The organism is Rahnella perminowiae, assembly GCF_019049695.1.
Classification (GTDB): domain Bacteria; phylum Pseudomonadota; class Gammaproteobacteria; order Enterobacterales; family Enterobacteriaceae; genus Rahnella; species Rahnella perminowiae.
Genome location: NZ_JAFMOT010000178.1, coordinates 41955 through 67398, shown reverse-complemented (window position 1 = coordinate 67398; position 25444 = coordinate 41955). Strand labels below are relative to the sequence as shown.

General features: G+C 52.0%; 24 protein-coding genes and 3 tRNA genes. 11 read left to right on the top strand and 16 right to left on the bottom strand.

The annotated features are described in order from the left end of the window. Window positions 1-140 precede the first annotated feature (140 nt). Window positions 141-929 (top strand): YtjB family periplasmic protein, encoded by a 789-nt coding sequence (locus tag J1781_RS14070; RefSeq protein ID WP_129953273.1) that lies wholly within the window; start codon window positions 141-143, stop codon window positions 927-929. A 204-nt stretch (window positions 930-1133) separates the two neighbouring features. Here the strand turns inward: J1781_RS14070 and deoD are convergent, their stop codons facing one another. The 12 genes from deoD to J1781_RS14010 form a co-directional block, all read right to left on the bottom strand. Beyond that, window positions 1134-1853 (bottom strand): purine-nucleoside phosphorylase, encoded by a 720-nt coding sequence (gene deoD / locus J1781_RS14065; RefSeq protein ID WP_015698752.1) that lies wholly within the window; start codon window positions 1851-1853, stop codon window positions 1134-1136. An 83-nt stretch (window positions 1854-1936) separates the two neighbouring features. Further along, complete coding sequence (gene deoB / locus J1781_RS14060) at window positions 1937-3160, bottom strand: phosphopentomutase (RefSeq protein ID WP_129953274.1); 1224 nt, start codon at window positions 3158-3160, stop codon at window positions 1937-1939. Between the two features lie 88 nt (window positions 3161-3248). Continuing rightward, window positions 3249-4577: a thymidine phosphorylase gene (gene deoA / locus J1781_RS14055; protein ID WP_217233778.1), complete on the bottom strand. Its 1329-nt coding sequence runs from the start codon at window positions 4575-4577 to the stop codon at window positions 3249-3251. A gap of 90 nt (window positions 4578-4667) precedes the next feature. After that, window positions 4668-5447 carry a deoxyribose-phosphate aldolase gene (gene deoC, locus J1781_RS14050; RefSeq protein ID WP_129953276.1) on the bottom strand — a complete coding sequence of 260 codons (780 nt, stop codon included), beginning with the start codon at window positions 5445-5447 and terminating at the stop codon, window positions 4668-4670. Between the two features lie 548 nt (window positions 5448-5995). Beyond that, a complete protein-coding gene (locus J1781_RS14045; RefSeq protein WP_129953277.1) occupies window positions 5996-6781 on the bottom strand; it encodes a TatD family hydrolase in 786 nt (261 codons plus the stop codon). Then, on the bottom strand, window positions 6778-8010 hold the full coding sequence (locus J1781_RS14040; RefSeq protein ID WP_238483547.1) for a patatin-like phospholipase family protein: 1233 nt from the start codon (window positions 8008-8010) through the stop codon (window positions 6778-6780). The genes J1781_RS14045 and J1781_RS14040 overlap by 4 nt, the downstream gene beginning before the upstream one ends. A gap of 213 nt (window positions 8011-8223) precedes the next feature. Next, window positions 8224-8385 carry a DUF1328 domain-containing protein gene (locus J1781_RS14035; RefSeq protein WP_013577105.1) on the bottom strand — a complete coding sequence of 54 codons (162 nt, stop codon included), beginning with the start codon at window positions 8383-8385 and terminating at the stop codon, window positions 8224-8226. Between the two features lie 321 nt (window positions 8386-8706). Next, window positions 8707-9300: a molecular chaperone OsmY gene (gene osmY / locus J1781_RS14030; RefSeq protein ID WP_129953279.1), complete on the bottom strand. Its 594-nt coding sequence runs from the start codon at window positions 9298-9300 to the stop codon at window positions 8707-8709. A 432-nt stretch (window positions 9301-9732) separates the two neighbouring features. After that, window positions 9733-11322 carry a peptide chain release factor 3 gene (prfC, locus tag J1781_RS14025; RefSeq protein WP_129953280.1) on the bottom strand — a complete coding sequence of 530 codons (1590 nt, stop codon included), beginning with the start codon at window positions 11320-11322 and terminating at the stop codon, window positions 9733-9735. A 165-nt stretch (window positions 11323-11487) separates the two neighbouring features. Next, window positions 11488-11649, bottom strand: coding sequence for a hypothetical protein (locus tag J1781_RS14020; protein WP_238483545.1), 162 nt, complete (start codon window positions 11647-11649; stop codon window positions 11488-11490). A gap of 4 nt (window positions 11650-11653) precedes the next feature. Beyond that, on the bottom strand, window positions 11654-12097 hold the full coding sequence (rimI, locus tag J1781_RS14015; RefSeq protein ID WP_217233777.1) for a ribosomal protein S18-alanine N-acetyltransferase: 444 nt from the start codon (window positions 12095-12097) through the stop codon (window positions 11654-11656). After that, complete coding sequence (locus J1781_RS14010) at window positions 12066-12479, bottom strand: DNA polymerase III subunit psi (protein ID WP_129953282.1); 414 nt, start codon at window positions 12477-12479, stop codon at window positions 12066-12068. The genes rimI and J1781_RS14010 overlap by 32 nt, the downstream gene beginning before the upstream one ends. A 113-nt stretch (window positions 12480-12592) precedes the next feature. On the opposite strand from J1781_RS14010, the gene rsmC reads away from it, so the two are divergent. Then, window positions 12593-13639: a 16S rRNA (guanine(1207)-N(2))-methyltransferase RsmC gene (gene rsmC / locus J1781_RS14005; RefSeq protein ID WP_015698767.1), complete on the top strand. Its 1047-nt coding sequence runs from the start codon at window positions 12593-12595 to the stop codon at window positions 13637-13639. Between the two features lie 4 nt (window positions 13640-13643). On the opposite strand, the gene J1781_RS14000 is transcribed toward rsmC, so the two are convergent. Beyond that, window positions 13644-14636 carry an aldo/keto reductase gene (locus J1781_RS14000; protein WP_217139526.1) on the bottom strand — a complete coding sequence of 331 codons (993 nt, stop codon included), beginning with the start codon at window positions 14634-14636 and terminating at the stop codon, window positions 13644-13646. A 124-nt stretch (window positions 14637-14760) separates the two neighbouring features. Between J1781_RS14000 and J1781_RS13995 the strand changes: the two genes are divergently transcribed. From J1781_RS13995 to J1781_RS13980, 4 genes are all read left to right on the top strand, one after another. Further along, a complete protein-coding gene (locus J1781_RS13995) occupies window positions 14761-15699 on the top strand; it encodes a LysR family transcriptional regulator (protein WP_217233776.1) in 939 nt (312 codons plus the stop codon). A 194-nt stretch (window positions 15700-15893) separates the two neighbouring features. Continuing rightward, window positions 15894-15979, top strand: a tRNA-Leu gene (locus tag J1781_RS13990). Between the two features lie 36 nt (window positions 15980-16015). Then, window positions 16016-16101: transfer RNA gene (locus tag J1781_RS13985), tRNA-Leu, on the top strand. Between the two features lie 41 nt (window positions 16102-16142). Beyond that, a tRNA-Leu gene (locus J1781_RS13980) sits at window positions 16143-16229 on the top strand. A 112-nt stretch (window positions 16230-16341) separates the two neighbouring features. On the opposite strand, the gene J1781_RS13975 is transcribed toward J1781_RS13980, so the two are convergent. Next, window positions 16342-16626, bottom strand: a complete 285-nt coding sequence (locus J1781_RS13975; RefSeq protein ID WP_217233775.1) for a DUF1435 domain-containing protein — start codon at window positions 16624-16626, stop codon at window positions 16342-16344. 301 nt (window positions 16627-16927) lie between these two features. Here J1781_RS13975 and J1781_RS13970 point away from each other — a divergent pair, with 301 nt between their 5' ends. Both J1781_RS13970 and rhaT read left to right on the top strand, forming a co-directional pair. After that, the gene (locus tag J1781_RS13970; RefSeq protein ID WP_217233774.1) at window positions 16928-18022 is read left to right on the top strand and encodes a GGDEF domain-containing protein; all 1095 of its coding nucleotides are present in this window, start codon (window positions 16928-16930) and stop codon (window positions 18020-18022) included. A gap of 587 nt (window positions 18023-18609) precedes the next feature. Further along, window positions 18610-19644 (top strand): L-rhamnose/proton symporter RhaT, encoded by a 1035-nt coding sequence (rhaT, locus tag J1781_RS13965; protein ID WP_129953287.1) that lies wholly within the window; start codon window positions 18610-18612, stop codon window positions 19642-19644. A 28-nt stretch (window positions 19645-19672) separates the two neighbouring features. Here rhaT and rhaR read toward each other — a convergent pair whose 3' ends face one another. Together rhaR and rhaS are read right to left on the bottom strand one after the other, a co-directional pair. Beyond that, window positions 19673-20545, bottom strand: coding sequence for an HTH-type transcriptional activator RhaR (gene rhaR, locus J1781_RS13960; protein ID WP_129953288.1), 873 nt, complete (start codon window positions 20543-20545; stop codon window positions 19673-19675). An 83-nt stretch (window positions 20546-20628) separates the two neighbouring features. Next, the gene (rhaS, locus tag J1781_RS13955) at window positions 20629-21456 is read right to left on the bottom strand and encodes an HTH-type transcriptional activator RhaS (RefSeq protein WP_129953289.1); all 828 of its coding nucleotides are present in this window, start codon (window positions 21454-21456) and stop codon (window positions 20629-20631) included. A 339-nt stretch (window positions 21457-21795) separates the two neighbouring features. Between rhaS and rhaB the strand changes: the two genes are divergently transcribed. Genes rhaB through rhaD form a run of 3 tightly spaced genes read left to right on the top strand, consistent with a single transcriptional unit; the run spans window position 21796 to window position 25410 of the window. Beyond that, window positions 21796-23280: a rhamnulokinase gene (gene rhaB / locus J1781_RS13950; RefSeq protein ID WP_217233773.1), complete on the top strand. Its 1485-nt coding sequence runs from the start codon at window positions 21796-21798 to the stop codon at window positions 23278-23280. Continuing rightward, window positions 23277-24533, top strand: a complete 1257-nt coding sequence (locus J1781_RS13945; protein WP_129953291.1) for an L-rhamnose isomerase — start codon at window positions 23277-23279, stop codon at window positions 24531-24533. The genes rhaB and J1781_RS13945 overlap by 4 nt, the downstream gene beginning before the upstream one ends. A gap of 52 nt (window positions 24534-24585) precedes the next feature. Then, on the top strand, window positions 24586-25410 hold the full coding sequence (gene rhaD / locus J1781_RS13940) for a rhamnulose-1-phosphate aldolase (protein WP_129953292.1): 825 nt from the start codon (window positions 24586-24588) through the stop codon (window positions 25408-25410). The last annotated feature ends 34 nt before the right edge of the window (window positions 25411-25444 follow it).

The following is a 25444-nucleotide window of genomic DNA, read 5'->3' as shown; positions in this document are numbered from 1 at the left end:
ACACAGGTCAGTGACCGGAGTGAATGAAGGCAGCCAACGCAGAGGCAGCTTGAAGGATGCAGGGTAAAATGAGGCATCAAGCTACCTTATCGTGGCGTCTTCTGGCAACATAAAGTCATCGAAATACGCAAGGAAACAGAATGGCCAAGGCCAAACTTAAATTTCGCCTGCACCGCGCAGCTATCGTATTGATAAGTCTCGCATTACTTGTCATTCTGATGCAGGGCGCATCTTATTTCAGTCTGGGACATCAACTGGCACGTTCGACGCAGGTGGAACAGCTTGCGCAAACGCTCGCCCGACAGGTGGCGTTTTCGCTCGCCCCCCTGATGGACAGCGATAATGATGGCGCTGATATCGCACAAATTTCCACTATTTTGAGTCAGCTTACCGAGAGCAGTCGCATTCTTGACGCCAGCGTTTATGAGTCTGACGGTTCCCTGGTGGCGCATGCCGGTGAACAGGTGCCGGTTCGCGACCGTTTGTCGCTCGATGGCAAACGTGCGGGTAGCTACTTCAATCATCAGATTGTGGTACCGATAGAAGATAAAAACGGGCCGGGCGGATTTTTACGCATCACACTCGACACGCATGTGCTGGCAACCGAGTCCAAGCAGGTGGATAACACCACTAACCTGTTGCGCCTGATGATGCTCGCCGCGCTGGGTGTCGGTATTATTCTGGCCCGCACATTGTTGCAGGGCCGCCGTTCACGCTGGCAGCAATCACCGTTCCTGCTGACCGCCAGTAAGCCGGTAAAAGAAGATGATGAACAGGAAGACGAACCGGATGAGTTCGGCCCGCCACCGGTGCTCAATATTCCTGAGCCGGAATCCGATGTGGTGCCCGCTAAACCTGCCACCGAAGCGCAGACCAAAGAAGCCGCACAGGCTGCTTATCGCAGCCTGAAACGCAGCCGGCCGAAGTGATTCAGGCCAGCCGCCTTGAGAGCGTTGACGGGGTGATGTGGAGTTGCTCCGTGAAGTTGCGCCGTGATCTCTTTTGCCGTCAGACTACCCTGACGCAGTAAATCTACAAGTTCAGACATGAGCGGCTCAGTGATGAACAGGAAAACGCATAGCAAAACGGGCACCATTTGGTGCCCGTTTTCGTCTCTGCTATATCAGCAGAATTTATTCTTTGTCGCCCAGCAGAACAGATTCCAGCGCGATTTCGATCATGTCGTTGAAGGTGGTCTGACGTTCAGCGGCAGTGGTTTGTTCGTGCGTACGGATATGGTCGGAGACAGTACAGATAGTCAGTGCTTTTGCACCAAATTCTGCCGCCACACCGTAGATCCCGGCCGCTTCCATTTCCACACCCAAAATGCCGTACTTTTCCATTACATCGAACATTTGCGGGTCCGGTGTATAGAACAGGTCGGCGGAGAAGATGTTACCGACGCGGGCATTGATGCCTTTAGCTTTCGCAGCGTCAGCGGCGTTACGCACCATGTCGTAGTCCGCGATAGCCGCGTAGTCATGGTCTTTGAAACGCATACGGTTCACTTTGGAATCGGTGCAGGCACCCATGCCGATCACAATGTCACGCAGTTTGATGTCGGCACGAACAGCACCACACGAACCCACGCGGATGATTTTTTTTACGCCGAATTCAGTGATCAGTTCTTTGGCATAAATGGAGCAGGAAGGAATGCCCATGCCATGGCCCATCACTGAGATTTTGCGGCCTTTATACGTGCCGGTGAACCCCAACATGCCACGCACGTCGTTCACCTGCTTAACATCCTGAAGGAAGGTTTCCGCGATGTGCCTGGCGCGCAGCGGGTCGCCCGGCATCAGCACGACGTCAGCAAAGTCGCCCATTTCAGCATTAATGTGTGGAGTTGCCATCTTCTTATTCCTTAATCAGCGAGGTGTCATATTCATCATAAAAAACGCGGCCAGTATAAAGAACTGGCCGTGTATACAAAGCGTTATAGCATCGACTTACCGTAATCCATCGGCGACAGATCGAAATATTTGGCGACTGTCTGGCCGATATCCGCGAAAGTTTCACGATGGCCTAATGAACCCGGTTTTACTTTCGGGCCATAGATTAAGACCGGAATGTGCTCACGGGTGTGATCGGTACCGCGCCAGGTCGGGTCACAACCGTGATCAGCCGTGAAAATGATGATGTCATCTTCTTTCACCAGCTCCAGCAGTTCAGGCATGCGGCGGTCGAACAACTCCAGCGCGGCAGCATAACCCGGCACATCACGGCGATGGCCGTAAGAGGAGTCGAAATCAACAAAGTTGGTGAAGACGATGGTTTTGTCCCCGGCTTGTTTCATCTCTTCGATGGTGGCGTCAAACAGCGCGTCCAGACCGGTGGCCTTCACCTTTTTAGTGATACCAACCTGTGCATAAATATCTGCAATTTTACCCACAGACACCACATGACCCTTTTTCTCATCGACCAGCTTTTTCAGGATGGTCGGAGCCGGTGGCTCAACCGCTAAGTCATGACGATTACCGGTACGCTCGAAGTTACCGGCTTTATCGCCGATGAACGGACGGGCAATCACGCGACCGATGTTGTAGCCGCCTTCGGTCAGCTCTTCACGGGCGATTTCGCACAGTTCGTACAGGCGATCCAGCCCGAAGGTTTCTTCGTGGCAGGCAATCTGGAAGACGGAGTCAGCAGAGGTGTAGAAAATCGGCTTGCCGGTTTTCATGTGTTCTTCGCCCAACTCATCCAGCACAACGGTACCGGAAGAGTGGCAGTTACCGAGATAGCCCGGCAGATTAGCGCGCTCTACCAGTTTATCGAGCAGTTCCTGCGGGAAACTGTTGGTGGTATCGCTGAAATAGCCCCAGTCAAACAAAACAGGCACGCCGGCGATTTCCCAGTGGCCTGACGGGGTATCTTTACCGGAAGACAACTCGCTGGCGTAAGCATAGGCGCCGGTAATTTCAGCATTTCCGTCCATGCCGTCAGGGATTTTACCGGTAGATTCTTCAGCGGCTTTCGCCAACCCCAGGCGGGTCAGGTTAGGCAGATTCAGCGGGCCCTGACGGCCTTTGTCCGCATCGCCACGCGCACAGGCAGCCGCGATGTGGCCCAATGTGTCAGAACCGGTATCACCAAAGCGCCCGGCATCTTCACTGGCACCGATACCGAATGAGTCTAACACCATGATAAATGTACGTTTCATTTTGCTCTCCTGCGAATGGTTACGCATTGGGTCACGCGGAACTGCCGCGCACCTGATCAATCTTAAATGGGGGCGATGTGGCCTGAAATCAAGCGTTACTGCCGATCCGACGGTAAATCACCGGCGTGCTTTCCGGCGCGTTGTCGCTCAGGACAATCGCCGCACGCACTTCCTGCGCCGCCTGCTGCCAGGCCGCTTCACTGTTGGCGTGGATCATCGCCAGTGGCTGACGGGTATCCACCTGCTGGCCCAGTTGTGCCATATGGGTCAGACCGACGCTGTAGTCGATGGCATCGCTGGCGCGGCGACGTCCGCCCCCCAGTGACACGACGGTCATGCCCAGCGCACGGGTGTCTATCGCACTGACAATCCCGTTGCCTTCGGCGTAAACCGGTTTGCTCAGCGTGGCCTGTTGCAGATAACGATCGTAATTCTCGATGAAATCAGCCGGGCCTTTCTGGGCAGCAATCATGCGGCCAAAGACTTCGGCGGCTTTGCCGTTATCCAGCACAGCCTGCAACTGGCGGCGGGCGTCGGCGTCATCTTTTGCCAGACCGCCGGACAGCAGCATTTCAACACACAGCGCCATGGTGACTTCCAGCAGGCGCGGATTACGGTATTCACCTGTCAGGAAGCGCACGGCTTCACGCACTTCAACCGCATTACCGGCGCTGGATGCCAGCACCTGATTCATATCAGTCAGCAACGCGGTGGTTTTACAACCCGCACCATTCGCCACATCGACAATCGCCTGCGCCAGATCTTCTGACAGCGAATAAGTCGGCATGAACGCGCCGGAACCCACCTTGACGTCCATCACCAACGCATCCAGGCCTTCAGCCAGTTTTTTGGCGAGGATCGAAGCCGTGATCAGCGGTATGGAATCGACGGTTGCGGTGATATCGCGGGTTGCATAGAAACGCTTATCTGCCGGTGCCAGCGAGCTGGTCTGGCCGATGATTGCCACGCCGACATCCTGAATGATGCTGCGAAAACGGCTGTCATCCGGGAAAATATCGAAGCCCGGAATCGCTTCGAGTTTATCGAGCGTACCGCCGGTATGACCGAGACCACGGCCGGAAATCATCGGGACATAACCGCCGCATGCCGCTACCATCGGGCCCAGCATCAGCGAGGTCACGTCACCCACGCCGCCGGTCGAATGCTTATCCACGACCGGACCGTTCAGGCTGAGGCTTTTCCAGTTGAGCACGGTGCCTGAATCACGCATCGCCATGGTCAGCGAAACACGTTCTTTCATAGACATGTCATTGAAGTAGATAGTCATTGCCAGCGCGGCAATCTGGCCTTCTGAAACCTGGCTGTCGCGAATACCATTAATGAAGAAACGAATTTCCTCGTCGCTTAAAGGCTGACCGTCACGTTTTTTACGAATAATTTCTTGTGCGAGAAACAAGGTATCCCCCTGCCTGAGCTGAACGCTAAATGTGGATGCGAATACCGGACGCTGTAAAACAGCGCCACGGCATCGGCATAACAACAATGATTAGTAGCTGCTGGTGGCTTTCTGACCCGCGTGACCCAGCGTGGTGAGCAGACTGGCCAGCAGACTGGATGCGCCGAAACGGAAGTGACGTGCGTCAGCCCATTCGCGGCCCAGCAGGCGGTCAGCCAGCGCCAGATATTGCGCAGCGTCTTCAGCGGTTTTCACGCCACCAGCCGGTTTGAAACCGACAGTTTCGCCCACGCCCATCTCAGCAATGACGCTCATCATCAGCTCAGCGCTGTGCAGCGTGGCATTTTCAGGCACTTTCCCTGTGGAGGTTTTGATGAAATCAGCCCCGGCTTTGATCGCAATTTCAGACGCTTTGCGGATCAGGGCATCTTGCCTGAGTTCACCGGTTTCGATGATCACTTTCAGCAGGACGTTGGCGGCAGCACAGGCTTCTTTGCATTGTCTGACCATCTCAAAACCAATCTGCTCGTTACCGGCAATCAACGCACGGTACGGGAATACCACGTCAACTTCATCGGCACCGTAAGCAATTGCCGCACGGGTTTCTGCCAGCGCGATCTCAAGATCATCATTACCGTGCGGGAAGTTGGTCACGGTTGCAATGCGGATGTCCGGCGTACCTTGCTCACGCAGAGTTTTGCGGGCAACAGGAATAAAACGAGGATAAATGCAGACGGCAGCAGTATTTCCTGCCGGGCTCTTCGCCTGATGACAAAGTGCGATCACTTTCGCATCCGTGTCGTCTTCGTTCAGGGTGGTTAAATCCATCAGGTTCAGCGCACGTTGCGCTGCGGCGGTTAAATCGGTCATATAACTCTCCAACAATTTTCAATTCCAGCGACCGGCCAGAACTGAGCATACAGTCATGAATTATTTCCCGCGTTTACCCTCGGGAAAAAAATTCTGCACGGTTGGCGAGCGGACTTGGTTCCTTGAAGATAGCGTGCGTAAGCGGCGTGTAGTGGCTTACGTGGCAACTGAGATCCTTCTCACCGCGCTTGGATTGGCTGACGCCAATACGTTGTGACTATTTGAACACGTCACATCAGGTTCCTGTGTGCAGTATTTCACACAAAATGAAAACCGTTTGCAACGTTGCTTGATGAAATGAGATATAAATCACATTTCATAGCCTTTATGCTCAGTATTCGACCCTTATAAGAGTGTATACCCGAATCATGACAAACGGAGTTCGGGGGATTACACCGCAATCACCCGGCGGCAATCACGCAGGTAATGTTATAATAATAACATTTTAAAGAGAAATTAAATCGTGACTCGCCAGAAAACCTTTTTATGCAGGCTCATCTACGTCAATGTGAATGTTATTTAAATCACAATCTAGTCTTTCTCAGGGTTCACAGCGAAGGGAGATTAAAGATGCGTCGGGTATTATCGAGCAATGCGCCGGCAATCTGTTCGGGCGTTTCACTGCGCAGGCTGCACAAAATGTCGAATACATTAGCCGCACGCTCAGGGCGGTTAGGCTGCCCCTGAAAACCCTGCAACGGCATATCGGGCGCATCGGTTTCGAGCAGCAAAGAGGAAAGGGGTAATCCGGCCATCACATGCCGGGTTTTCTGCGCACGCTCATAGCTGATGGTGCCGCCGACGCCTATCGCAAAACCCAGTTTAATAAACGCCTGTGCCTGAGAAAGACTGCCTGCAAATCCATGTACCACCCCGGTCGCCGGCAGTTTTGCCTGACGCAGCATCGCTGCCAGCTGATCGTGGCTGCGCCGGGAATGCAGGATCACCGGCAGCGTCTCACGTTTTGCCAGAGCAAACTGCGCTTTCAGCAACCGTTGTTGTTGCTCAAATCTCGGTTCTTCCATGTATAAATCCAGGCCAACTTCCCCGACGGCCACCAGATGAGGATCCCGGCGACTGAGCAGCGAATCCAGTAATTCCACGCAACTGTCCTGGTGTTGTGCAACATAAAGGGGATGTAACCCCAGCGCGGCATGCAACGGCGGAAATTTTTTTGCCAGCGAGAGAATGCCGTTAAAACGATCAGACGTGACAGCGGGAACAATAATCTGCCGCACACCAGCCTGTCCGGCGAGGCGCAAACTTTCGGTTTCCGCCCCTGTAAACGGTGGAAAATCGAAATGGCAGTGCGTATCGATGAAGGTGTAACTCACAACTTTTCGCCCTCACTGGATGGATAATTTTCTGATGGCGCGGAGCTTTCCGGTTGTAGCCTGTCTGATGCGGCGCGTTGCGGTGAAGACACACTGACTACGCTGTCTTTAAACGCAGCCGGACGCACTATCCCTCCGTCGGCGACCATGTCCGTCAGCACGGCGGGATCGAGAATGATTTGCTCCGCCGTGCTGGCAGATGCCGCCAACGGGATCACATTTTCTGGCTCGTCCTGCGGCACCACGATCCGTTGCGGACGGCGTGTCACGCGCGGTTCGATCAGCGTATAAGGACGCTCGTTTTCACGCGGTAACAGCCAGTGTGCTGCGGCAGACAAAAAATACCGTCCGCAGCGGCGGCCGAGATGGTAATCCTGATTTAGCGCAGGCAGACGGCTACCGAGCGCATGGCTGGCCAGCGGTTTGGGTGGGAAGATTTCAAAAATACGCACATCATCCGGCGGATTCTCAATGAACTGCTGGATACGGTGATAGCTCTCTTCATGATGCTGCATCATGCGCACCAGCTGTTGCAGACTGCTTTCGCTCAGCCATTGTTCCATACGTTTCATCCACTGCGGCGTATAGAACATCGCAGAGGGAACGGTACGGATCACTACAATGGTATCCGCGCCACGGCGATAAGCTTCCTCAACAGGGATCGCATCGCTGATGCCGCCGTCCTGATAGCTGATACCTTCCAGATCCACCCCCAGGCGGTAAAAACCCGGAATAGCGCTGGAGGCTTTGATCACCGGCAGCCAGTTTTCCCGCGTCGGTGAAAAATAATTAGCCGTGTAGTCATCACTGCGACAGGCACACATCAGGAACTCACGGCCATCAATGAGCAACTTTTCTGCGCTTTCCATCGCCAGTGGCATGTTTTTAGCCGTTTCTTCAACCAGCCAGTCGAGATCGATAAGATGTCCGCCCCGCACAAATCGCAGCGGGTTAAAAAACTCAGGACTGGTGGTATAACGGGTAATCACCCTTCTGGCATAGCCGGGCTGCCCGCAGACAAAGGCAGAGAGATTTTGCGCACCCGCAGAGGTACCCAGATATAAATCAAAGGGGTTGAAACGCGCGCGCTGAAACTCATCCAGCACACCTGCCGTAAAAATGCCTCTCTGTCCGCCGCCTTCGCACACCAGGGCAATCTTCCCCGGCGTATAGGGTTTGTACGCCAGCGCTTCTATATTCCCCAGCGTGACAGGTATTCTGTATCCCAACGCATCGTCCTCACGCAAATGGCTCCACCCGGTTAGCCTTCATTTCTGAGCATACCTCGTCTTCCTGCTTTGGGTGAATTTCTTGCCAAAATCGGGCGACAAAATCGTTACGTCCTGTTAACGGCCAGGATACCTGCATAAAAAAATCGCCCCCTTCACTGAAGGGGGCGATGTGATTAACTAACGCTTTTTGGCATCACTGAAGTGATGTGGTCAGAGTCGCTTACGACCCGTAAACAGGCTGACCAGGAACAGAATGATACCGACTACGAAGACGATTTTTGCAGCCCAGGCAGCTGTACCCGCCAAACCACCGAAACCAAGAGCCGCCGCGATCAACGCGATGATTAGAAAAATAATGCCCCAACGAAACATAAGCTTCTCCTTTACCCTATTTTCACTTTGCCATTTTAAAAGGTTGTGCCCCGCCTCGGGCCGGACTCACTGTGAAATATTGCCTTCTGACGCTTTATCAACCGGCTACAGCCAGTAACAAAAAAACGAATTACTTAATAAAGGTAGTCGAAAAATGAAAGTGTTAGCGTTTCCGACACGATATTTTTCCCAACTGCAGGCAATTCCGTTCATCCCGAATATTCAGCAGGCACATAAATAAATATAGTTATGCGTTATTCCGAAAATAAAGCGCCCTGCCCTGAGGAGGGCGCTATAGACAACAGCTACAGCAGATGATCGTTACGGTGCGACTTTCAGATCATTTTTGACGCTTTTCACGCCATCAACGGTTTTGGCGACGCTTTCAGCACGGTCAGACTGTGCCTGATCTTTCACGTTACCGGAAAGCTGTACCACGCCGTCGGTAGTTTCAACTTTCACGTTACGTGATGGGACGATGTCATCAGCCAGCAATTTAGCTTTTACAGAGGCCGTGGTCGCGCTGTCACCGGCATAGCCTTTAACGCTTTGATCTTTGCTGTCTTTGGTATGCAGTTTGTCGCTGACGGATTTAACACCTTCAACTTTAGTGGCTACTGCCACAGCCTGCTCAGCTTCAGCCTGTGAACCCACAAAACCGCTCAGCGTGACAACGCCGGAATTGGTCGTGACGGAGATATCGTTGCTTTTAATCGCTTTATCATCTACCAGAGCACTTTTCACTTTTGCTGTGATGGCACTGTCGCCCATGTAGTTATCAACTTTCTTCATGGAACTATCGATTTTTGCACCTGCGCTATCTGTAGTCGTCGTTGCAGCCAAAGCGCTACCGCTCATCAGTGCGGTACCCAGAACTACAGCCATCATGGAATAGGCAAATTTAGAATTTTTCATCGATTTCTTCCTTTCGGTTTATGAGCCTTGATTGCGGCTCTACACGTCACATTCTTGGTGACGCCTTCTAACAAATTGTATTGCTGCTGTTTTTACTTTCCTTGTAGCAGAGTACATCGTTTTATTCTGGCTTATGATCACCATACGACATAACACTCTGCAACGTAACTTCAAAGTAGTGCTTTAAGCCACCCGTCCTGAACACACATTTAATATAGTCAAGAATGATCAGATTAGTAGGGAGATCGTCGAATATGGCCTCTAATGCAGACAAGTCTTAGTGCCGGGGGCGGTTTGCGCCCATTTTTCAGCCAGGGCGGTGATTAAATAATCAGGGAGGGTAAGAGGATAAACTGTTCCGGGCAGGCGAAAGGCGAAAAAAAAGACGGCCAATTTGCCGTCTTTCTGTTTCAGAACCTGATAAGAGAAGAATTAATGTTCGCGGGTTTTGCGGAATTTAACTTCCGGATAACGCTCAGACGCCAGATTCAGGTTCACCATTGTTGGTGCGATGTACGCTAAATTATCACCACCATCGAGCGCCAGATTGGTTTCATTTTTGCGTTTAAATTCTTCGAATTTCTTCACGTCACTGCATTCAACCCAACGGGCAGTCGAGACGTTCACAGATTCATAAATCGCTTCCACGTTGTATTCGCTTTTCAGACGCGCCACCACCACTTCAAACTGCAACACCCCGACCGCACCGACGATTAAATCGTTGTTGGCAATCGGACGGAAGACCTGTACCGCGCCTTCCTCTGAAAGCTGTACCAGCCCTTTCAGCAACTGTTTCTGTTTCAGCGGGTCACGCAGACGAATACGACGGAACAGTTCAGGGGCAAAGTTAGGAATGCCGGTGAATTTCATGTTCTCACCCTGAGTAAAGGTGTCGCCAATCTGAATTGTGCCGTGGTTATGCAGACCAATGATGTCGCCCGGATAGGCTTCTTCAACGTGCGAACGGTCTCCGGCCATAAAGGTCAGCGCATCGGAAATCACTACATCTTTGCCGGTACGCACCTGACGCAGTTTCATGCCTTTTTCATATTTACCGGACACCACTCGCATGAACGCCACGCGGTCACGGTGTTTCGGGTCCATGTTGGCCTGAATTTTGAAAACAAAACCGGTGAATTTCTCATCATCGGCTTTCACTTCGCGCAGGTCAGTTTTACGTGGCATCGGCGCAGGCGCCCAGTCCACCAGACCGTCGAGCATATGGTCAACACCAAAGTTACCGAGTGCCGTACCGAAGAAGACCGGTGTCAGTTCGCCCTGCAGGAAAGCCTCATGGTCGAATTCATGCGACGCGCCCTGCACCAGTTCCAGCTCATCACGCAATTGTGCGGCCAGATCTTCGCCAACGGCAGCATCCAGCTCAGGATTGTTCAGGCCTTTGACCACGCGAACTTCCTGAATGGTGTGACCTTTACCGGTCTGGTACAGATACACTTCGTCTTTATAAAGGTGATAAACCCCTTTGAACAATTTACCGCAGCCGATTGGCCAGGTAATCGGAGAGCAGGCGATTTTCAGCTCACGCTCCACTTCGTCCATCACTTCCATCGGGTCACGGATGTCACGGTCGAGTTTGTTCATAAAAGTCAGGATCGGCGTATCGCGCAGACGGGTGACTTCCATCAGTTTACGGGTACGATCTTCGACACCTTTTGCGGCATCGATCACCATCAGACAGCAGTCAACGGCGGTCAGCGTACGGTAGGTATCTTCGGAGAAGTCTTCGTGCCCTGGGGTGTCGAGCAGGTTAACCAGACACTGCTTGTACGGGAACTGCATCACGGACGTGGTGATGGAAATACCACGTTGTTTTTCCATTTCCATCCAGTCGGATTTGGCGTGATGGCTGGAGCCACGGCCTTTTACTGTACCGGCGGTTTGAATGGCCTGTCCGAATAACAGAACTTTTTCAGTAATGGTGGTTTTACCGGCATCGGGGTGAGAGATGATGGCAAATGTGCGGCGCTTAGCCACTTCAAGGGCGTATTCACTTGGAGACATGTTTTTCACGTTTCTGCTGTTGGTCCGCCCTGCATAGGATTTCACATCACGTCAGAAGGTGACGTCAGGCAAAGCGGTAATAAAAGTTATAGCCGGCTATTTTCACTGATTTAGACGGTATGGGCAATCAATGGTTTTTTTGTATGGTGTGACTAAGAGAGCGCGTTAGAAACGGAAGTCGGTTGAAAGTGCGACCCAGTGTTCTCGCAGAACTATTTTATGTTCTTCAAGCATCGGTAACTCCGTAAGCAAATCTGGCCAGCTTTCACGCGCAATTTCAATGGCTTCATCAGGATGCACTTTAACGGCAGACCAGGGTACCCCCATTCTTTCAGCCCAGCGGCAACGCCATCATGATGGCATCTTCGCGGCCTTGTGCGGCGGGATAGTAATTACGGCGAACGGAGAGTTCATTAAAACCGAGGCTTTCATACAGCGCGATAGCTTTGGCGTTGGAAGCACGGACTTCAAGCCATAACGTAAAAACATCTTTCTGCTCAATCAGTTGTATCACTTCTTCCAGCAACCTGCGACCTAAGCCCTGTCGCTGAAAAGCCGGATCGATAGCGATATTAAACAGGGTGGCTTCGTCGAGAACAATTTGGGTAATCGCAAATCCCGCCATCACCTCGCCCTGCATGATTTTAAGGTTCAGGTAGCGTTCGCCCTGATTGCTGGCAAGCGTATTTTCAGTCCACGGAAAGGCATGACTGGCTTGTTCGATGGCAAATGCACGGGGAAGATCAGCGGGCGTCAGGATAGAAATGTTGTTCATTTTCACAGATCTGCTGCCAGAGCGCACGTTTGGCGCCGGCGTCTTGATAGAGTTCGGCCAGGGCCGGACTGGAGAGCTGCGGGCCAGCAAGAGTCAGCGGTTCGCTTAACCCCAGTCGCCAGATATTGCAGCGGGTATCTTCAGGTAACATAGTGACCTGTTCAGGTGTCAGGCGGTAAACTTGTGATTCTGTCAGCGCCAGGCTGCGCAAAACATCCCTGACCAGCGGATCATCCTCCGCTGGCGGAACGGCGGCAACAATCAGCAACTGGGTTTCCGCAGGCAGACTGACCGCCACTTCGCCTTGTAATACAGCAGGCCGGCGCAGCGTCCACTGGGTAATGCCCAGTTGTTGTAACAGCGTATCTCGTCTGGATGCCATGCCTGTTCCCTGCCGGTTGAAGTACGAAAAGCCCGGCTATGCTAGCAAACACATCGAACATGCGCCAATAAACCTCTATAATCGCCCGCTAATCCTTGAGGAGCCACACCCTGATGTCTGCATTAACTCCGGCCAGTGAAGTCATACTGCGCCACAGCGAAGAATTTGAAGGCCGCCGCGTCCTGTTCGCCGGTGACTTACAAGACAGCCTGCCTGCTGAAATTGACGCCGAAGAAGTTCGCGTCCACACCAATATGTATCACCACTGGCAGATGCTCAGCAAAGCGCTGGGAGAAAACGTTCAGTTTGGCTTAGTTGCTGACGCTGAATTCATCGCGCCGTGCGATGTGCTCGTCTATTACTGGCCAAAGAGCAAACTGGAAGCAAAATTCCAGCTGTTCAACTTACTGTCACACTTGCCAGTTGGCATTGATGTGTTTGTCATCGGTGAAAACCGCAGTGGTGTGCGCAGCGCGGAAACCACGCTCGAAGGTCTGTGCGAACTGAGCAAAATCGACAGTGCGCGTCGTTGCGGTTTGTACCATGGCCGTCTGGAAAAGCAGCCTGAGTTTGATGCTGATGGCTGGTGGGATCAGTACATGGTCGAAGAAGTGACCATTAAAACCCTGCCGGGCGTCTTCAGCCGGGAAGGTCTGGACAGCGGAAGCCTGTTGCTGATCAACAGCTTCGAAGAACCGGTTAAAGGTAAAGTGCTGGATGTCGCCTGTGGTTCCGGCGTGCTGGCTTCTGTGCTGGCCATGTACTCGCCGAAGATGAAAATCACGCTCAGTGATGTGAGCGCGGCCGCTATTGAAGCCAGCCGCGCTACACTGGCGGCGAACGATTTGCCGGGCGAAGTCATCGCCAGCAACGTCTATTCCGACATTGCCGGTCGTTTCGATATGATCATCTCCAACCCGCCATTCCACGAAGGTCTGCAAACCAGCCTGACGGCGGCGGAGCAGTTGATCCGTGGTGCGGTAAGTCATCTGAATATCGGCGGCGAACTGCGCATTGTGGCGAACGCCTTCCTGCCTTACGCCGCCCTGCTTGATGACACCTTTGGCAGCCACGAAGTACTGGCACAAAACGGTCGCTTCAAGGTGTACCGGGCCGTACGTGGACGTCCGCCGCGCGATCTGAAAAAGAAAAAACGTTAATCAGTCAGGCACTGAGGAAACGCATCAGTTCTGCGTTGTAGCGATCACCCGCTGCCACGCGGAAAGGAAATACTGCTTCGATCGCCGCGATTTCGGCTTCACTCAGGGAGACATCAAGCGCGGCGATGTTTTCCTCAAGATAATGACGATGTTTAGTGCCAGGGATCGGCACTATGTTATCGCCCTGCGCTAATACCCACGCCAGCGCCAGCTGCGAGGGTTTCACTCCTTTGTCCTGCGCCAGTTCACTGATTTTTTCCGCCAGTTGCAGATTTTTCGCAAAGTTTTCTCCCTGAAAACGCGGACTCTCGCGACGGTAATCATCCAAATCCAGATCGTCCACTGAACGGATTTGTCCGGTCAGAAAACCCCGTCCCAGCGGACTGTAAGGCACAAAACCAATCCCCAGGCGCTCACACGCCGGTAAAATGTCAGCTTCCACATCACGCGACCAGAGCGAATATTCGGTTTGCAACGCGGTGACCGGATGCACTTTGTGTGCACGCTCCAGAATGCTCACCGGCACTTCACTCAGCCCGATATAACGGATCTTGCCTTCATGCACCAGATCCGACAGCGCGCCGATCGTTTCTTCAACCGGCACCGTCGGATCAGGGCGGTGCTGATAATAGAGATCGATAACCTCCGTCCCCAGACGCTTCAGGCTGCCTTCTACGGATTGGCGGACATAGTCCGGATGGCCGTTTGTCCCACGAACCTGCGGGTTGGACGGGTCACGCACAATGCCGAATTTGGTGGCTAAAAAAACCTGATTTCGACGCCCTTTCAGGAAGCGTCCCAACAGTTCTTCATTGGTATGCGGGCCATACATGTCGGCGGTATCGAGCATTGTGACGCCCAGTTCCAGCGCGCGCGCAAGCGTTGCCATCGATTCTTTATCGTCGAGGCCGGTGGTGTAGAAGTCGCTCATGCCCATGCAACCCAGCCCCAGCGCTGACACCATCGGACCATTTTTACCCAACTGACGTTGTTTCATCGGATTTTCCTTATGACACAGAGTGAGAAGTAATCGGATTAAGTGTGGTTGTTCTTTCAGGAAAGATAAATCAGCAAAAACGTGCAACACTGTTCATAAATTGCAAACAATCACTGAGAACGTTATGGATCACATTCAGGCGATGAAAACCTTCATCCGCATTGCCGAACTGGAAAGTTTCAGCCGGGCGGCAGAAGATCTTAATGTGCCACGCGCCACGGTCAGTACCACCCTGAAGCGTCTGGAACAGCGACTGGGTGTCCGCCTGTTTCTGCGCACGACACGCCAGGTCAAAATCACTGACGAAGGCAAAATCTATTATCAACGCTGTCTGCAATTGATTTCGGCGCTGGAAGAATCGGACGCTCTGTTTGCGCATCACCAAACCCAGCCCGCAGGCATTGTCCGCATCGACATGCCCCATTCACTGGCACGTGCGAAGGTGATCCCCGCGCTGCCAGCGTTTTACCAGCGCTATCCGCAGATAACCCTGAGCGTCAGTGCCAATGATAACGCCATCAATCTGCTGGATCAGGGGGTAGATTGTGTGGTGCGCGCGTGGCCTGCAGAAGATGATAATTTGCAGTCACGCCATCTGGCGGATTTGAAACAAATTACCTGCGCCTCTCCCGGCTATTTAGCGAAATTCGGTACGCCGCAGACGCCGGATGATCTCACCGGGCATCAGGCCGTGGGCTATTTCTTTGCCCACCAGCGGACAGATTCGCATCTGGAGTTTGTGACTGACGGAAAGATTGAAAAGTGTCAGCTCGCCAGCAAACTGACCGTTAGCGGCGCTGACGCGTATGTCGCCGCCGCAAAAGCGGGCTTTGGGCTGATTCAGGCATCGGAACTGGCGATGACGCAGGAACTGGCACAGGGAGAACTGGTGGAAGTACTGCATCAGTATCTTCCGCCACCGATGCCGTTATACATCATGTATCCGCCCGGCCGTTTTCTGGCACCGAGGATCCGCGTGCTGCTGGACTGGCTGATCGCGCTGTTTTCCGTCCCTGCTGATCCGCTGAGCCAGAACCGCATTATTGGAAAAACCGTTGATTAAACCATCGATTAACCTGATGACTCTCTGTGACATTGAACCATTCATCCTGAATATGCTGTTTTTTACATCAAACGTCCGTAATGGGGGAAATAACTATTGACGCCTGTGGGAAAATCTCTAGAATTCGCCCCCGTGGTTGTGTTACTTGCTGATGACATTCCGATGAATGCGTCAACACAGTAATCAATTGGAACGCGATGGTGGCGGAATTGGTAGACGCGCTAGCTTCAGGTGTTAGTGTCCTTTGGATGTGAGGGTTCGAGTCCCTCCCTTCGCACCAATACAATCACAAGATTTATATTGCCCGGCACGGTACGCGATGGTGGCGGAATTGGTAGACGCGCTAGCTTCAGGTGTTAGTGTCCTTCGGATGTGAGGGTTCGAGTCCCTCCCTTCGCACCACTCCGGCAACTATAAATCAGCAGTAAGCAGAAATCATCTGTGCGAAGGTGGCGGAATTGGTAGACGCGCTAGCTTCAGGTGTTAGTGTCCTTACGGACGTGAGGGTTCAAGTCCCTCTCTTCGCACCACGTGATTATGCTCCTCAGCTTTTCCTTCCTGCGATACTTCTTTCAGTTTCAAAAAATAAAAAAGACCGGCAGCTTTACTGTGTCTCCTGTTTTTCATCTCAAAATCCTTATATTACAAAATAGTAAAATTCAACGTTACCGCAGCCAGACTGCCTGCCAGCGCCATGAATGATGGCAGCAACATATAATGGCGTAATGTGTGGTGAAAAAGCATGCCCAGTGTGACCAGCATCGCAACCACGATCAGCATACGCAACTGATCGAGTGACATATGTGTCAGGGCAAGCAGCGGCATCAGTGCGCAAGGCAATAATATCCCCCAGCCGCTGGTGAGACGTTTACCAAACATCCCTACAACCGCCCAGATCCCACATGCTATGACAATTGCCGGAATCATAACCTTGCTCCAAATAATGATAATGAGAACCAATATCATATAGGATTTTTTCTCATTTACCACCTATTTGCGGTCACGCTCTTCGTTTGGGTGACACCTGACAGCAAAAGTGCTAGTTTTGGGGCGGTTAAACCAAACCCGTAAAGTCTCCATTAAGACAGTCACTTAAAAACGATATTTATTGCATTCTAATAATTACATATTAGTACTATTAGCCTGCCCGTTTAGGATAATTATGCGGTGCAAGGCGCTAAAGCACTTTATCTATTCAGAACAACACAAGCTAAATAGAGTAAATTTGATGATATCTCATTCCTATGATGAGCTGCTTAAAAGCAAACATCGTCTGGCGATGTTGCTATTCTTTTTTTTAAATAGCGCAACAGCATTATTTTCTATGGCTTACCCGCCAGAGAATGCAGCCCCTGCGCCATTACCGTTGGTGCTGATTTTTGTGCTTTGTTTTTCAGGGCTGATATTTTCTTTTTTCAGTAAGAAAAATTACTCTGCCCATCTGAATATCTGTTCCATTGCCGTCGGCCTGTTATGGGCCTGGCAAATAGCCTTCCGCTTTGAAGCAACCAGCCATTTAGATAAAAATTATCTTTTGATCAGCTTGCTCAGTATATTATTTATCAGCGCCATCGCTTTATCAGATAATTTTCTGGCTTTTTGTCTGCATGCAGTACCTTCCACTCTTTGTGTGATTTTTTTGGACGAGTTTCAACATGTCAGCCGTATCCTTTTCTCAGTTTCATTACCACTGATTGGCCTGTGGCTGCATCATCTGATGCTGAGGCGCAGTGACGAATTCACGCGCAGGATGGTGGCCAATCTCTACAGTGAACGGGAAAAATTCAGCGACCTGAGTATGCTTGATCCCCTGACCGGCCTGTACAACCGCCGGGGGTTGCAGAATAAGCTGGAAACACTGTTTAATCAGGCCTCCGGGCACTACGTCATGTTGCTCGATATCGACCATTTCAAAGCCTATAACGATAACTATGGCCATACGATGGGCGATCAGGCACTGGTGCGTGTTTCTGCCGCTATCCGCGATGCAGTGCGCTCGCGGGATGTGGTTGTCCGTTATGGCGGAGAAGAGTTTCTGGTGCTGATGTCCAACGTTCAGCAGGAGCATGCGGTTCGCATGGCTGAGCGTATCCAGAATAAAGTCCTCGGGCTGAATATCCCGCATTTGTTTAATGCTGAAGTTTCCACACATGTCACGGTCAGTGCCGGGCTGGCTGCGCTGGAGGAAGGTGACTTTATTCAGGCTCTGGGTAAAGCTGATACCTCACTCTATAACGCAAAAAACAGTGGTCGTAATAAAATATTTTATGCCTGGGATCAACCCGGAAAGATTCAGCAAACCGTCGAAGAAAAAATAGCCTGACGATTGTTTGTATGTCCGATTAACAACTTATTTAGCGTTCATAATTTTTGCGAATGATGTTCAGCGTTTTGCCGGTTCATCATAAAAATAACCTGCCATTCAGTTTCGCTGCATAAGCATTCAACTTTCGGCCAGATTAAGGGTTCTGGCTGAAAGTAAACAAATTGACTTAAATAATGAATGTTACTCTTCCCTGTTACTTTATAACTTTTTAATTCTATTTAAATAAGCCCTTCACGCCCCCCGATTACCCCGAAATATTGACAGATAAAAATAATCCTAAAGCACATCTTTATGTCGCCTTCCCGCATGTTCTCAGCCTGTTCTGTAAACGGTCTCTCTCTATCTCATAAAATTCTTTAATTTGTTGATTTAATGTGATTATTAATTCGACCACCGGATTTGTGAACTGACTCATGGGCATCTTCCGGCGAGTGCCAGCGCTGATTTTCCGGTGGCACTGACCGGAAGGCCCCCCTGCCGGACACTTCTTACACTACCGCCACCCGCTGCCCGGATTTCTGCAGGATCAGCTAACAGCAGCGCTTTTGCTTACCCATTACTCTACATAATAAAAGGTCCGGTGTATGAACAGTTCGATAGTGTTAGGGATCATCTGGCATCTGATAGGGGCAGCCAGCGCAGCTTGCTTCTATGCGCCATTCAAACAAGTGAAACATTGGTCATGGGAAACCATGTGGTCGCTTGGCGGCTTTTTTTCCTGGATCATTCTGCCCTGGGCGGTCAGCTACGTGTTATTGCCTGATTTCCGGGCCTATTACGGTTCATTCAGTTTTGCCACTCTGTTGCCCGTTTTTCTGTTTGGCGCCATGTGGGGCATCGGTAACATCAATTACGGTCTGACCATGCGCTATCTCGGCATGTCGATGGGGATAGGCATCGCCATTGGCATTACCCTGATTATCGGGACGCTAATGACGCCTGTTTTGCAGGGCAAAATTGGCATTCTGTTTGGCACATTAGGTGGCCAGCTCACCCTGCTCGGCGTATTTGTTGCGGTCATTGGTGTAGCCATTGTCAGCTATGCGGGCTTCCTGAAAGAAAAAGCATTAGGTATTAAAGCTGAAGAGTTCAATCTGCGTAAGGGGCTGATTCTGGCTGTAATGTGCGGAATTTTCTCTGCGGGGATGTCTTTCGCCATGAGCGCTGCAGTGCCCATGCACGAAGCGGCGCGCGCGCTCGGGATTGATCCGCTGTATGTCGCCCTGCCGAGTTATGTGGTGATCATGGGCGGCGGTGCGGTAGTTAACCTCGGCTTCTGCTTTATCCGTCTGGCAACACGTAAAACCCTCTCTTTGCGCGCCGATATGTCGGTGGCGAAATCCCTGCTGCTTACGAATGCGATCTTCTCCATTATTGGCGGCGTAATGTGGTATCTGCAGTTCTTCTTCTACGCCTGGGGTCATGCCAGCATTCCGGCAGAATATGATTACATGAGCTGGATGCTGCACATGAGTTTCTACGTCTTGTGCGGGGGCATCGTCGGTCTGGTGCTGAAAGAATGGCTCGGTGTAGGCAAAAAACCGGTGCGTGTGCTTTGCATCGGTGCGCTGGTGATTATTCTGGCGGCAAATATTGTCGGTCTGGGTATGGCACTGTAAGCGCTGCATCGCTTAATGACCGCAGAATTTATTCTGCGGTCATTGAGGATAAAAGGATTTTACCGGCCTGCTGTGTAAAACGTTGCCGGTAGTCACGCGGCGAAACACCACTTGCCCGACTGAACACCACAGAAAAATAGTTACTGTCATCAAAGCCGCATTCAGCGGCCACATCACTGATTGTCATGTTGCCATAACGCAGCAAACTCATCGCCCGGCAAAGCCTCAGCTGACGTAAATAATGGGTCACACTCATGCCGGTGTGCTGCTTGAACAGCGAACGTAAAGCACGCGGATTAAGCTGATGTTGCAGGCAAAACGTTTCAAGGTGGAAGGGAGCGGCGATATTTGCCCGCAGGGCCATCAGCAATAAATCCAGCTGATGCGCATCCGGTAACGCGCCACTGTCCGGCCGCTGGCGAAAGCGTAATAACAAGAGTGCCAGCTGCATCAGCAGGGCTTCGCTCAGTTGCACCGAAAGCGGCTCCGATTTCATACACTCTTTAGCAAGCTCATCCACTTTATCACGCAAAACTGACATGCCAAGCGTACTCAGCCGCCAGTAACGTTGTTCCTGGCTGACATTCTCGCCCGGCAATAATTGCGACCAGTCGGCCGCCAGCCCGAAACGCTCACGGCAAAACAGCACATTATCCAGTGCCAGTTCGTTGACTGACTCATAGCTATGCCGGTCCCGTGAATTAATATAAAACAGGTCACCGCAGGTGATGGGATAAGGGATATCGTTCCAGACATGCAGACCATTACCGCGCCAGACAATAACCAGTTCATCAAAATCATGGTCATGACTCGGAAAGTCGGCCTGGGGATGGCGTTCAGCCACCACCACCGAATTCATGTCGGTCAGAAAGAAATCATTTTTATTCAATTTCAACGACATATTTGCAATCTCTCACCCGTTTGACGACAAAATAAACGAGGCAGTACTCAGGTAAACATACCGGAAACTGCGAGAGGTGCCGTTTAACGCAACTGATCACGCATGAGTTTTGGCGACACCGAAAATTCCCGACGAAACTGTGTCGAGAAGTGGTTACTGTCACTGAACCCGCAGGCATAAGCGATATCGGTAATGCTTTGATCGCTATGATGTAAACGACGGCGTGCTTCCAGCAACCTCAGCCGGTTAAGATACCGCTGCGGCGTCATGCCGGTGTAATGCTTCATCTGACGATGTAATGTTCGCAGCGCCAGTGAGAAGCGTTCTGCAGCTTCGGTCCAGTTGACTTCCTCACTGTAATGCGACTGGAGCCATTGCAAAAGTTGATTGACCCTGTTTTCCGAGGTATCTCGCAATTGTGGCTGGAAACAATCCTGATAAAGCAGGATCAGCAATTGTAAAAACAGACTTTCACGGGTCGCGATATGTTCCATTTCAACGCTGTCCGGCAGTGCTTCAAGTTGTGTAATGCAGTTCAGCACCTGTGAAAGTACACACGGGCTGAGCTGCCAGTGGATCTGCGACTGATAGTGATGTTCCTGAGGAAGGAAGTGGCTGACGTCCTGAATGAAACGGAACGCCTTCGGTGAGCGGAACAACACATTGGTCAGACGTAAGTTATCAACATTTTCAAACAGATGATGATCACTGGCTCGCACGAAACAGACCGCACCGGCCGTCAGTGTATAAGGGTTGTCGTTAAAGATATGCACACCTGATCCGCTTTCCACCAGCATAATTTCATGGAAATCATGGTAGTGCTCCGGGAATACATCTTGTGGGAGCCGGCGCTCAACCGTCACGGTCAGCTCAGGCGCCGCAAAATAATCATCACCTCTCAGTAACGTCATGTATCACCTCCGGTTCAAAATCACTGTGCTTCGGGGAACAACCCTACCCTGCGGCCTGCTTTCCTGCCTTCAAACCACGGCAGTAAAAGCATCATAAACGGTCATATTTCAAAGATTCCCTCTTCCCTGATGCAGATCTGCGGCAAAGATCACAATCGCTTATGCCGCATTACTCAGCTGCGGATAGCCCTGTTTCAGCCAGCTTTGGAGCATTATGTGATCTGCCTCGCATCTACCTTTTTAATGCTGCCATCCTGCCAAAACCGGTGGCAATCACCGGAAGGTGCCTTTCAGGCGCTCCCCCTACACTGGCCATATCTTCAATAAGGAATGGCCGCTATGACAACTCACCATCTTGCCGCTATTGACCTCGGCGCTTCCAGCGGCCGGGTGATGCTGGCGACATTTACCCGTCAGGATCCCGATCCGGCAGCAACGCTGACATTGAAAGAAATCCACCGGTTTCCTAATAACCTGATCCGCGTTGATGGTCACGATACCTGGGACCTTGATGCGCTGGAAAAACACATTCTTGAAGGGCTGAATCGCCTTGATGCATCCGGCGTTCAGCTTGACGGTATCGGGATTGATACCTGGGGGGTGGATTACGTCCTGCTTGATGCTCAGGGGCAGCGGGTCGGTTTGCCGGTTGCTTATCGTGACAACCGCACGGAAGGCGTGATGGCGCGGGTGGAACAGCAATTTGGCCGTGAAAATTTGTACCAGAAAACCGGCATCCAGTTCATGCCGTTTAATACACTTTACCAACTGCGTGCATTGAGCGAACAGCAGCCTGACATCGTCAATAAAGCGGCTCACATGCTGATGATCCCGGATTATTTCTTTTACCGCCTCACCGGCAAACTGAACTGGGAATACACCAACGCCAGCACCACGCAAATGCTCAATCTCGCCACCGGTGACTGGGACGAAGACTTGCTGAAACTGGCGGGTGTACCACGCCGCTGGTTACAAAAACCCACCCAGCCGGGTCATTCCCGGGGAATGTGGAAAAGCCCCCGCGGCCGCAGCGTGCCGGTATTCAGCGTCGCGACGCACGATACTGCCAGCGCGGTGGTTGCCGCCCCGCTGACCCGATCACACAGCGCCTACCTCAGTTCCGGCACCTGGTCGCTGATGGGCATTGAAAGCCCGCAAGCCTTTAACCATGCTGAGGCTCTTCACGACAATATCACTAACGAAGGCGGCATTGATGGCAGCTATCGTGTATTAAGAAATATCATGGGGTTATGGTTGTTTCAGCGGGTTTGCCGCGAACTGAACATCCAGGATTTACCGTCACTCATCACGCTGGCTAAAAACGTCACGCCGTTCACTTATCTGATTAACCCGAACGAAGATCGCTTTATCAATCCTCCCTCCATGGTCGCTGCCATTCGTGATGCCTGCCGTCAAACGGGTGATCCGGTACCGGAGTCCCCGGCTGAACTGGCTCGCTGTATTTTCGACAGCCTTGCCATGCTGTACCGCAAAATTGCATTGCAACTTGCTCAGTTACAAGGGGCACCGCTGGAAGATATCCATATCGTTGGCGGCGGCAGCCAGAACCAGTTCCTGAACCAGCTTTGTGCTGATGTCTGTCAGGTACGCGTCAGCGCAGGCCCGGTCGAGGCCTCCACGCTGGGCAATATCGGTTGCCAGCTGATGGCGCTGAACGCCGTCAACGATACCGCTGAATTTCGTCGCATTGTTGCCACGAATTTTGAGCAACACCATTACCTTCCCCGTATTCACGCGGATTTCGCTATTCACTGGCGCCGCTTTCAGGCGCTCTGTCACGCCAATGAGGAACTCGCAGTATGACTTCATCTATCGATCAAGCATGGACACTTGCCAAAGAACGCTTTGCACAGCTGGGTATTGATGCCGAAGCTGCAATCAGACAACTTGATACCCTGCCCGTTTCTATCCATTGCTGGCAGGGGGATGATGTCGCTGGCTTCGAAAATCCTGAAGGCAGCCTGACCGGCGGCATTCAGGCGACCGGTAATTATCCCGGCAAAGCGCGTAACGCTCAGCAACTCCGCGCTGATCTGGAACTGGCAGTTTCCATGATACCCGGCCCTAACCGTCTGAATCTGCATGCGATTTATCTGGAGTCCGATCAACCCGTAGCCCGTAATGAAATCGAGCCGAAGCACTTCACCGGCTGGGTTGACTGGGCGAAGAAAAACAAACTGGGTCTGGACTTCAACCCGTCTTGTTTCTCACACCCGATGAGCGCAGACGGCTTCACGTTGTCACACGCGAACCCGGAAATTCGTCAGTTCTGGATTGAACATTGCCAGGCCAGCCGCCGCATTTCCGCCTCGTTTGGCCGTGCACTGGGCACGCCGTCAGTGATGAATATCTGGGTGCCGGATGGCATGAAAGACATCACCGTAGACCGTCTGGCACCGCGCCAGCGCCTGATGAGCGCACTTGATGAAGTGATTTCTGAGAAGTTTGATATCACCGAACATATTGATGCCGTCGAAAGCAAACTGTTTGGCATCGGTTCTGAAAGCTACACCGTCGGCTCAAACGAATTCTATCTCGGTTACGCTGCCAGTCGCGGCACTGCGCTGTGCCTCGATGCCGGTCACTTCCATCCAACCGAAGTGATTTCCGACAAAATCTCTGCGGCGATGCTATATGTGCCCCGCCTGCTGCTGCACGTCAGCCGTCCGGTACGCTGGGACAGCGATCACGTGGTGCTGCTGGACGACGAGACACAAGCCATCGCCAGCGAAATCGTGCGCCATAATCTGTTCAACCGCGTGCATATCGGCCTGGATTTCTTCGATGCTTCGATCAACCGCATCGCAGCCTGGGTTATCGGCACCCGCAATATGAAAAAAGCCCTGCTGAAAGCCCTGCTCGAACCAACCAGTTTACTGAAACAGCTGGAAGCAGAAGGCGATTACACCGCGCGTCTGGCCCTGCTGGAAGAACAAAAATCCCTGCCGTGGCAGGCCGTATGGGACATGTATTGCCAGCGTCACGACGTACCGGTTGGCGGTCAGTGGCTGGATACCATTCGTCATTACGAAACCAGCGTGCTGGCAAAACGTTAAGTGCCGCTGAACACACCAGAAACGCATTCACCTTATTCGCAGGAAAGCACCGATGAAAACATTATTTAGCTCGTGGTTTGTACAAGGTATGGTCAAGGCGACCACCGATATGTGGCTGAAAGGCTGGGATGAACGTAACGGCGGCAACGTCAGCATGCGTCTGTTACCGGAAGACGTCGCACCTTATATAAATGATTTTTACGCGCAGCCACGTCAGGTTGAGCTGACTCAGCACGCGCCCGATCTGGCCAACGAATATTTCATCGTGACCGGCTCCGGTAAGTTTTTCCGTAATGTGCAACTGGCCCCGTCAGAAGCGCTGACCGTTATTCAGCTCGATGATAAAGGTGCCAGTTACAAAATCCTGTGGGGTCTGACCGCAGGCGGCTTGCCAACTTCGGAGCTGGCCTCCCATCTGCAATCTCATGCCGTACGTAAACGTGTCACCAACGGTCAGGATCGCGTCATCATGCACTGCCATGCGACCAACCTGATCGCACTGACGTACGTGCTTGAACTCGACAGCGCCAAGATCACCCGCAAATTGTGGGAATGCAGCACGGAATGTCTGGTGGTCTTCCCCGACGGCGTGGGGATTGTACCGTGGATGGTGCCGGGCACCGATGGTATCGGAGCAGCGACTTCCGACCGGATGCAACATCACAGCCTGGTGCTGTGGGCGTTCCACGGTATCTTCGGTTGCGGCCCGACGCTGGACGACGCTTTTGGCCTGATCGACACCGCCGAAAAATCAGCGGAGATCCTGGTGAAAGTGATTTCCATGGGGGGGATGAAACAAACTATCCAGACTGAAGAACTGATTGCCCTCGGCAAACGTTTTGAAGTCACACCTTTCGAGGCCGCATTAAAAGCCTGATCAGGCACTTTATGCTCCTGACATCATAAATCAT

Coding starts and splice junctions, on each gene's coding strand:
- rsmC (WP_015698767.1), top strand. CDS start 12,593: ATGTCTGCATTAACTCCGGCCAGTGAAGTCATACTGCGCCACAGCGAA.
- J1781_RS13945 (WP_129953291.1), top strand. CDS start 23,277: ATGACTTCATCTATCGATCAAGCATGGACACTTGCCAAAGAACGCTTT.
- J1781_RS13970 (WP_217233774.1), top strand. CDS start 16,928: ATGATATCTCATTCCTATGATGAGCTGCTTAAAAGCAAACATCGTCTG.
- J1781_RS13975 (WP_217233775.1), bottom strand. CDS start 16,626: ATGATTCCGGCAATTGTCATAGCATGTGGGATCTGGGCGGTTGTAGGG.
- osmY (WP_129953279.1), bottom strand. CDS start 9,300: ATGAAAAATTCTAAATTTGCCTATTCCATGATGGCTGTAGTTCTGGGT.
- deoC (WP_129953276.1), bottom strand. CDS start 5,447: ATGACCGATTTAACCGCCGCAGCGCAACGTGCGCTGAACCTGATGGAT.
- J1781_RS14000 (WP_217139526.1), bottom strand. CDS start 14,636: ATGAAACAACGTCAGTTGGGTAAAAATGGTCCGATGGTGTCAGCGCTG.
- deoD (WP_015698752.1), bottom strand. CDS start 1,853: ATGGCAACTCCACACATTAATGCTGAAATGGGCGACTTTGCTGACGTC.
- rhaD (WP_129953292.1), top strand. CDS start 24,586: ATGAAAACATTATTTAGCTCGTGGTTTGTACAAGGTATGGTCAAGGCG.
- J1781_RS14070 (WP_129953273.1), top strand. CDS start 141: ATGGCCAAGGCCAAACTTAAATTTCGCCTGCACCGCGCAGCTATCGTA.
- J1781_RS13995 (WP_217233776.1), top strand. CDS start 14,761: ATGGATCACATTCAGGCGATGAAAACCTTCATCCGCATTGCCGAACTG.
- rhaT (WP_129953287.1), top strand. CDS start 18,610: ATGAACAGTTCGATAGTGTTAGGGATCATCTGGCATCTGATAGGGGCA.
- J1781_RS14035 (WP_013577105.1), bottom strand. CDS start 8,385: ATGTTTCGTTGGGGCATTATTTTTCTAATCATCGCGTTGATCGCGGCG.
- deoB (WP_129953274.1), bottom strand. CDS start 3,160: ATGAAACGTACATTTATCATGGTGTTAGACTCATTCGGTATCGGTGCC.
- rimI (WP_217233777.1), bottom strand. CDS start 12,097: ATGAACAACATTTCTATCCTGACGCCCGCTGATCTTCCCCGTGCATTT.
- prfC (WP_129953280.1), bottom strand. CDS start 11,322: ATGTCTCCAAGTGAATACGCCCTTGAAGTGGCTAAGCGCCGCACATTT.
- rhaS (WP_129953289.1), bottom strand. CDS start 21,456: ATGACGTTACTGAGAGGTGATGATTATTTTGCGGCGCCTGAGCTGACC.
- rhaR (WP_129953288.1), bottom strand. CDS start 20,545: ATGTCGTTGAAATTGAATAAAAATGATTTCTTTCTGACCGACATGAAT.
- rhaB (WP_217233773.1), top strand. CDS start 21,796: ATGACAACTCACCATCTTGCCGCTATTGACCTCGGCGCTTCCAGCGGC.
- J1781_RS14010 (WP_129953282.1), bottom strand. CDS start 12,479: ATGGCATCCAGACGAGATACGCTGTTACAACAACTGGGCATTACCCAG.
- J1781_RS14020 (WP_238483545.1), bottom strand. CDS start 11,649: ATGGGGGTACCCTGGTCTGCCGTTAAAGTGCATCCTGATGAAGCCATT.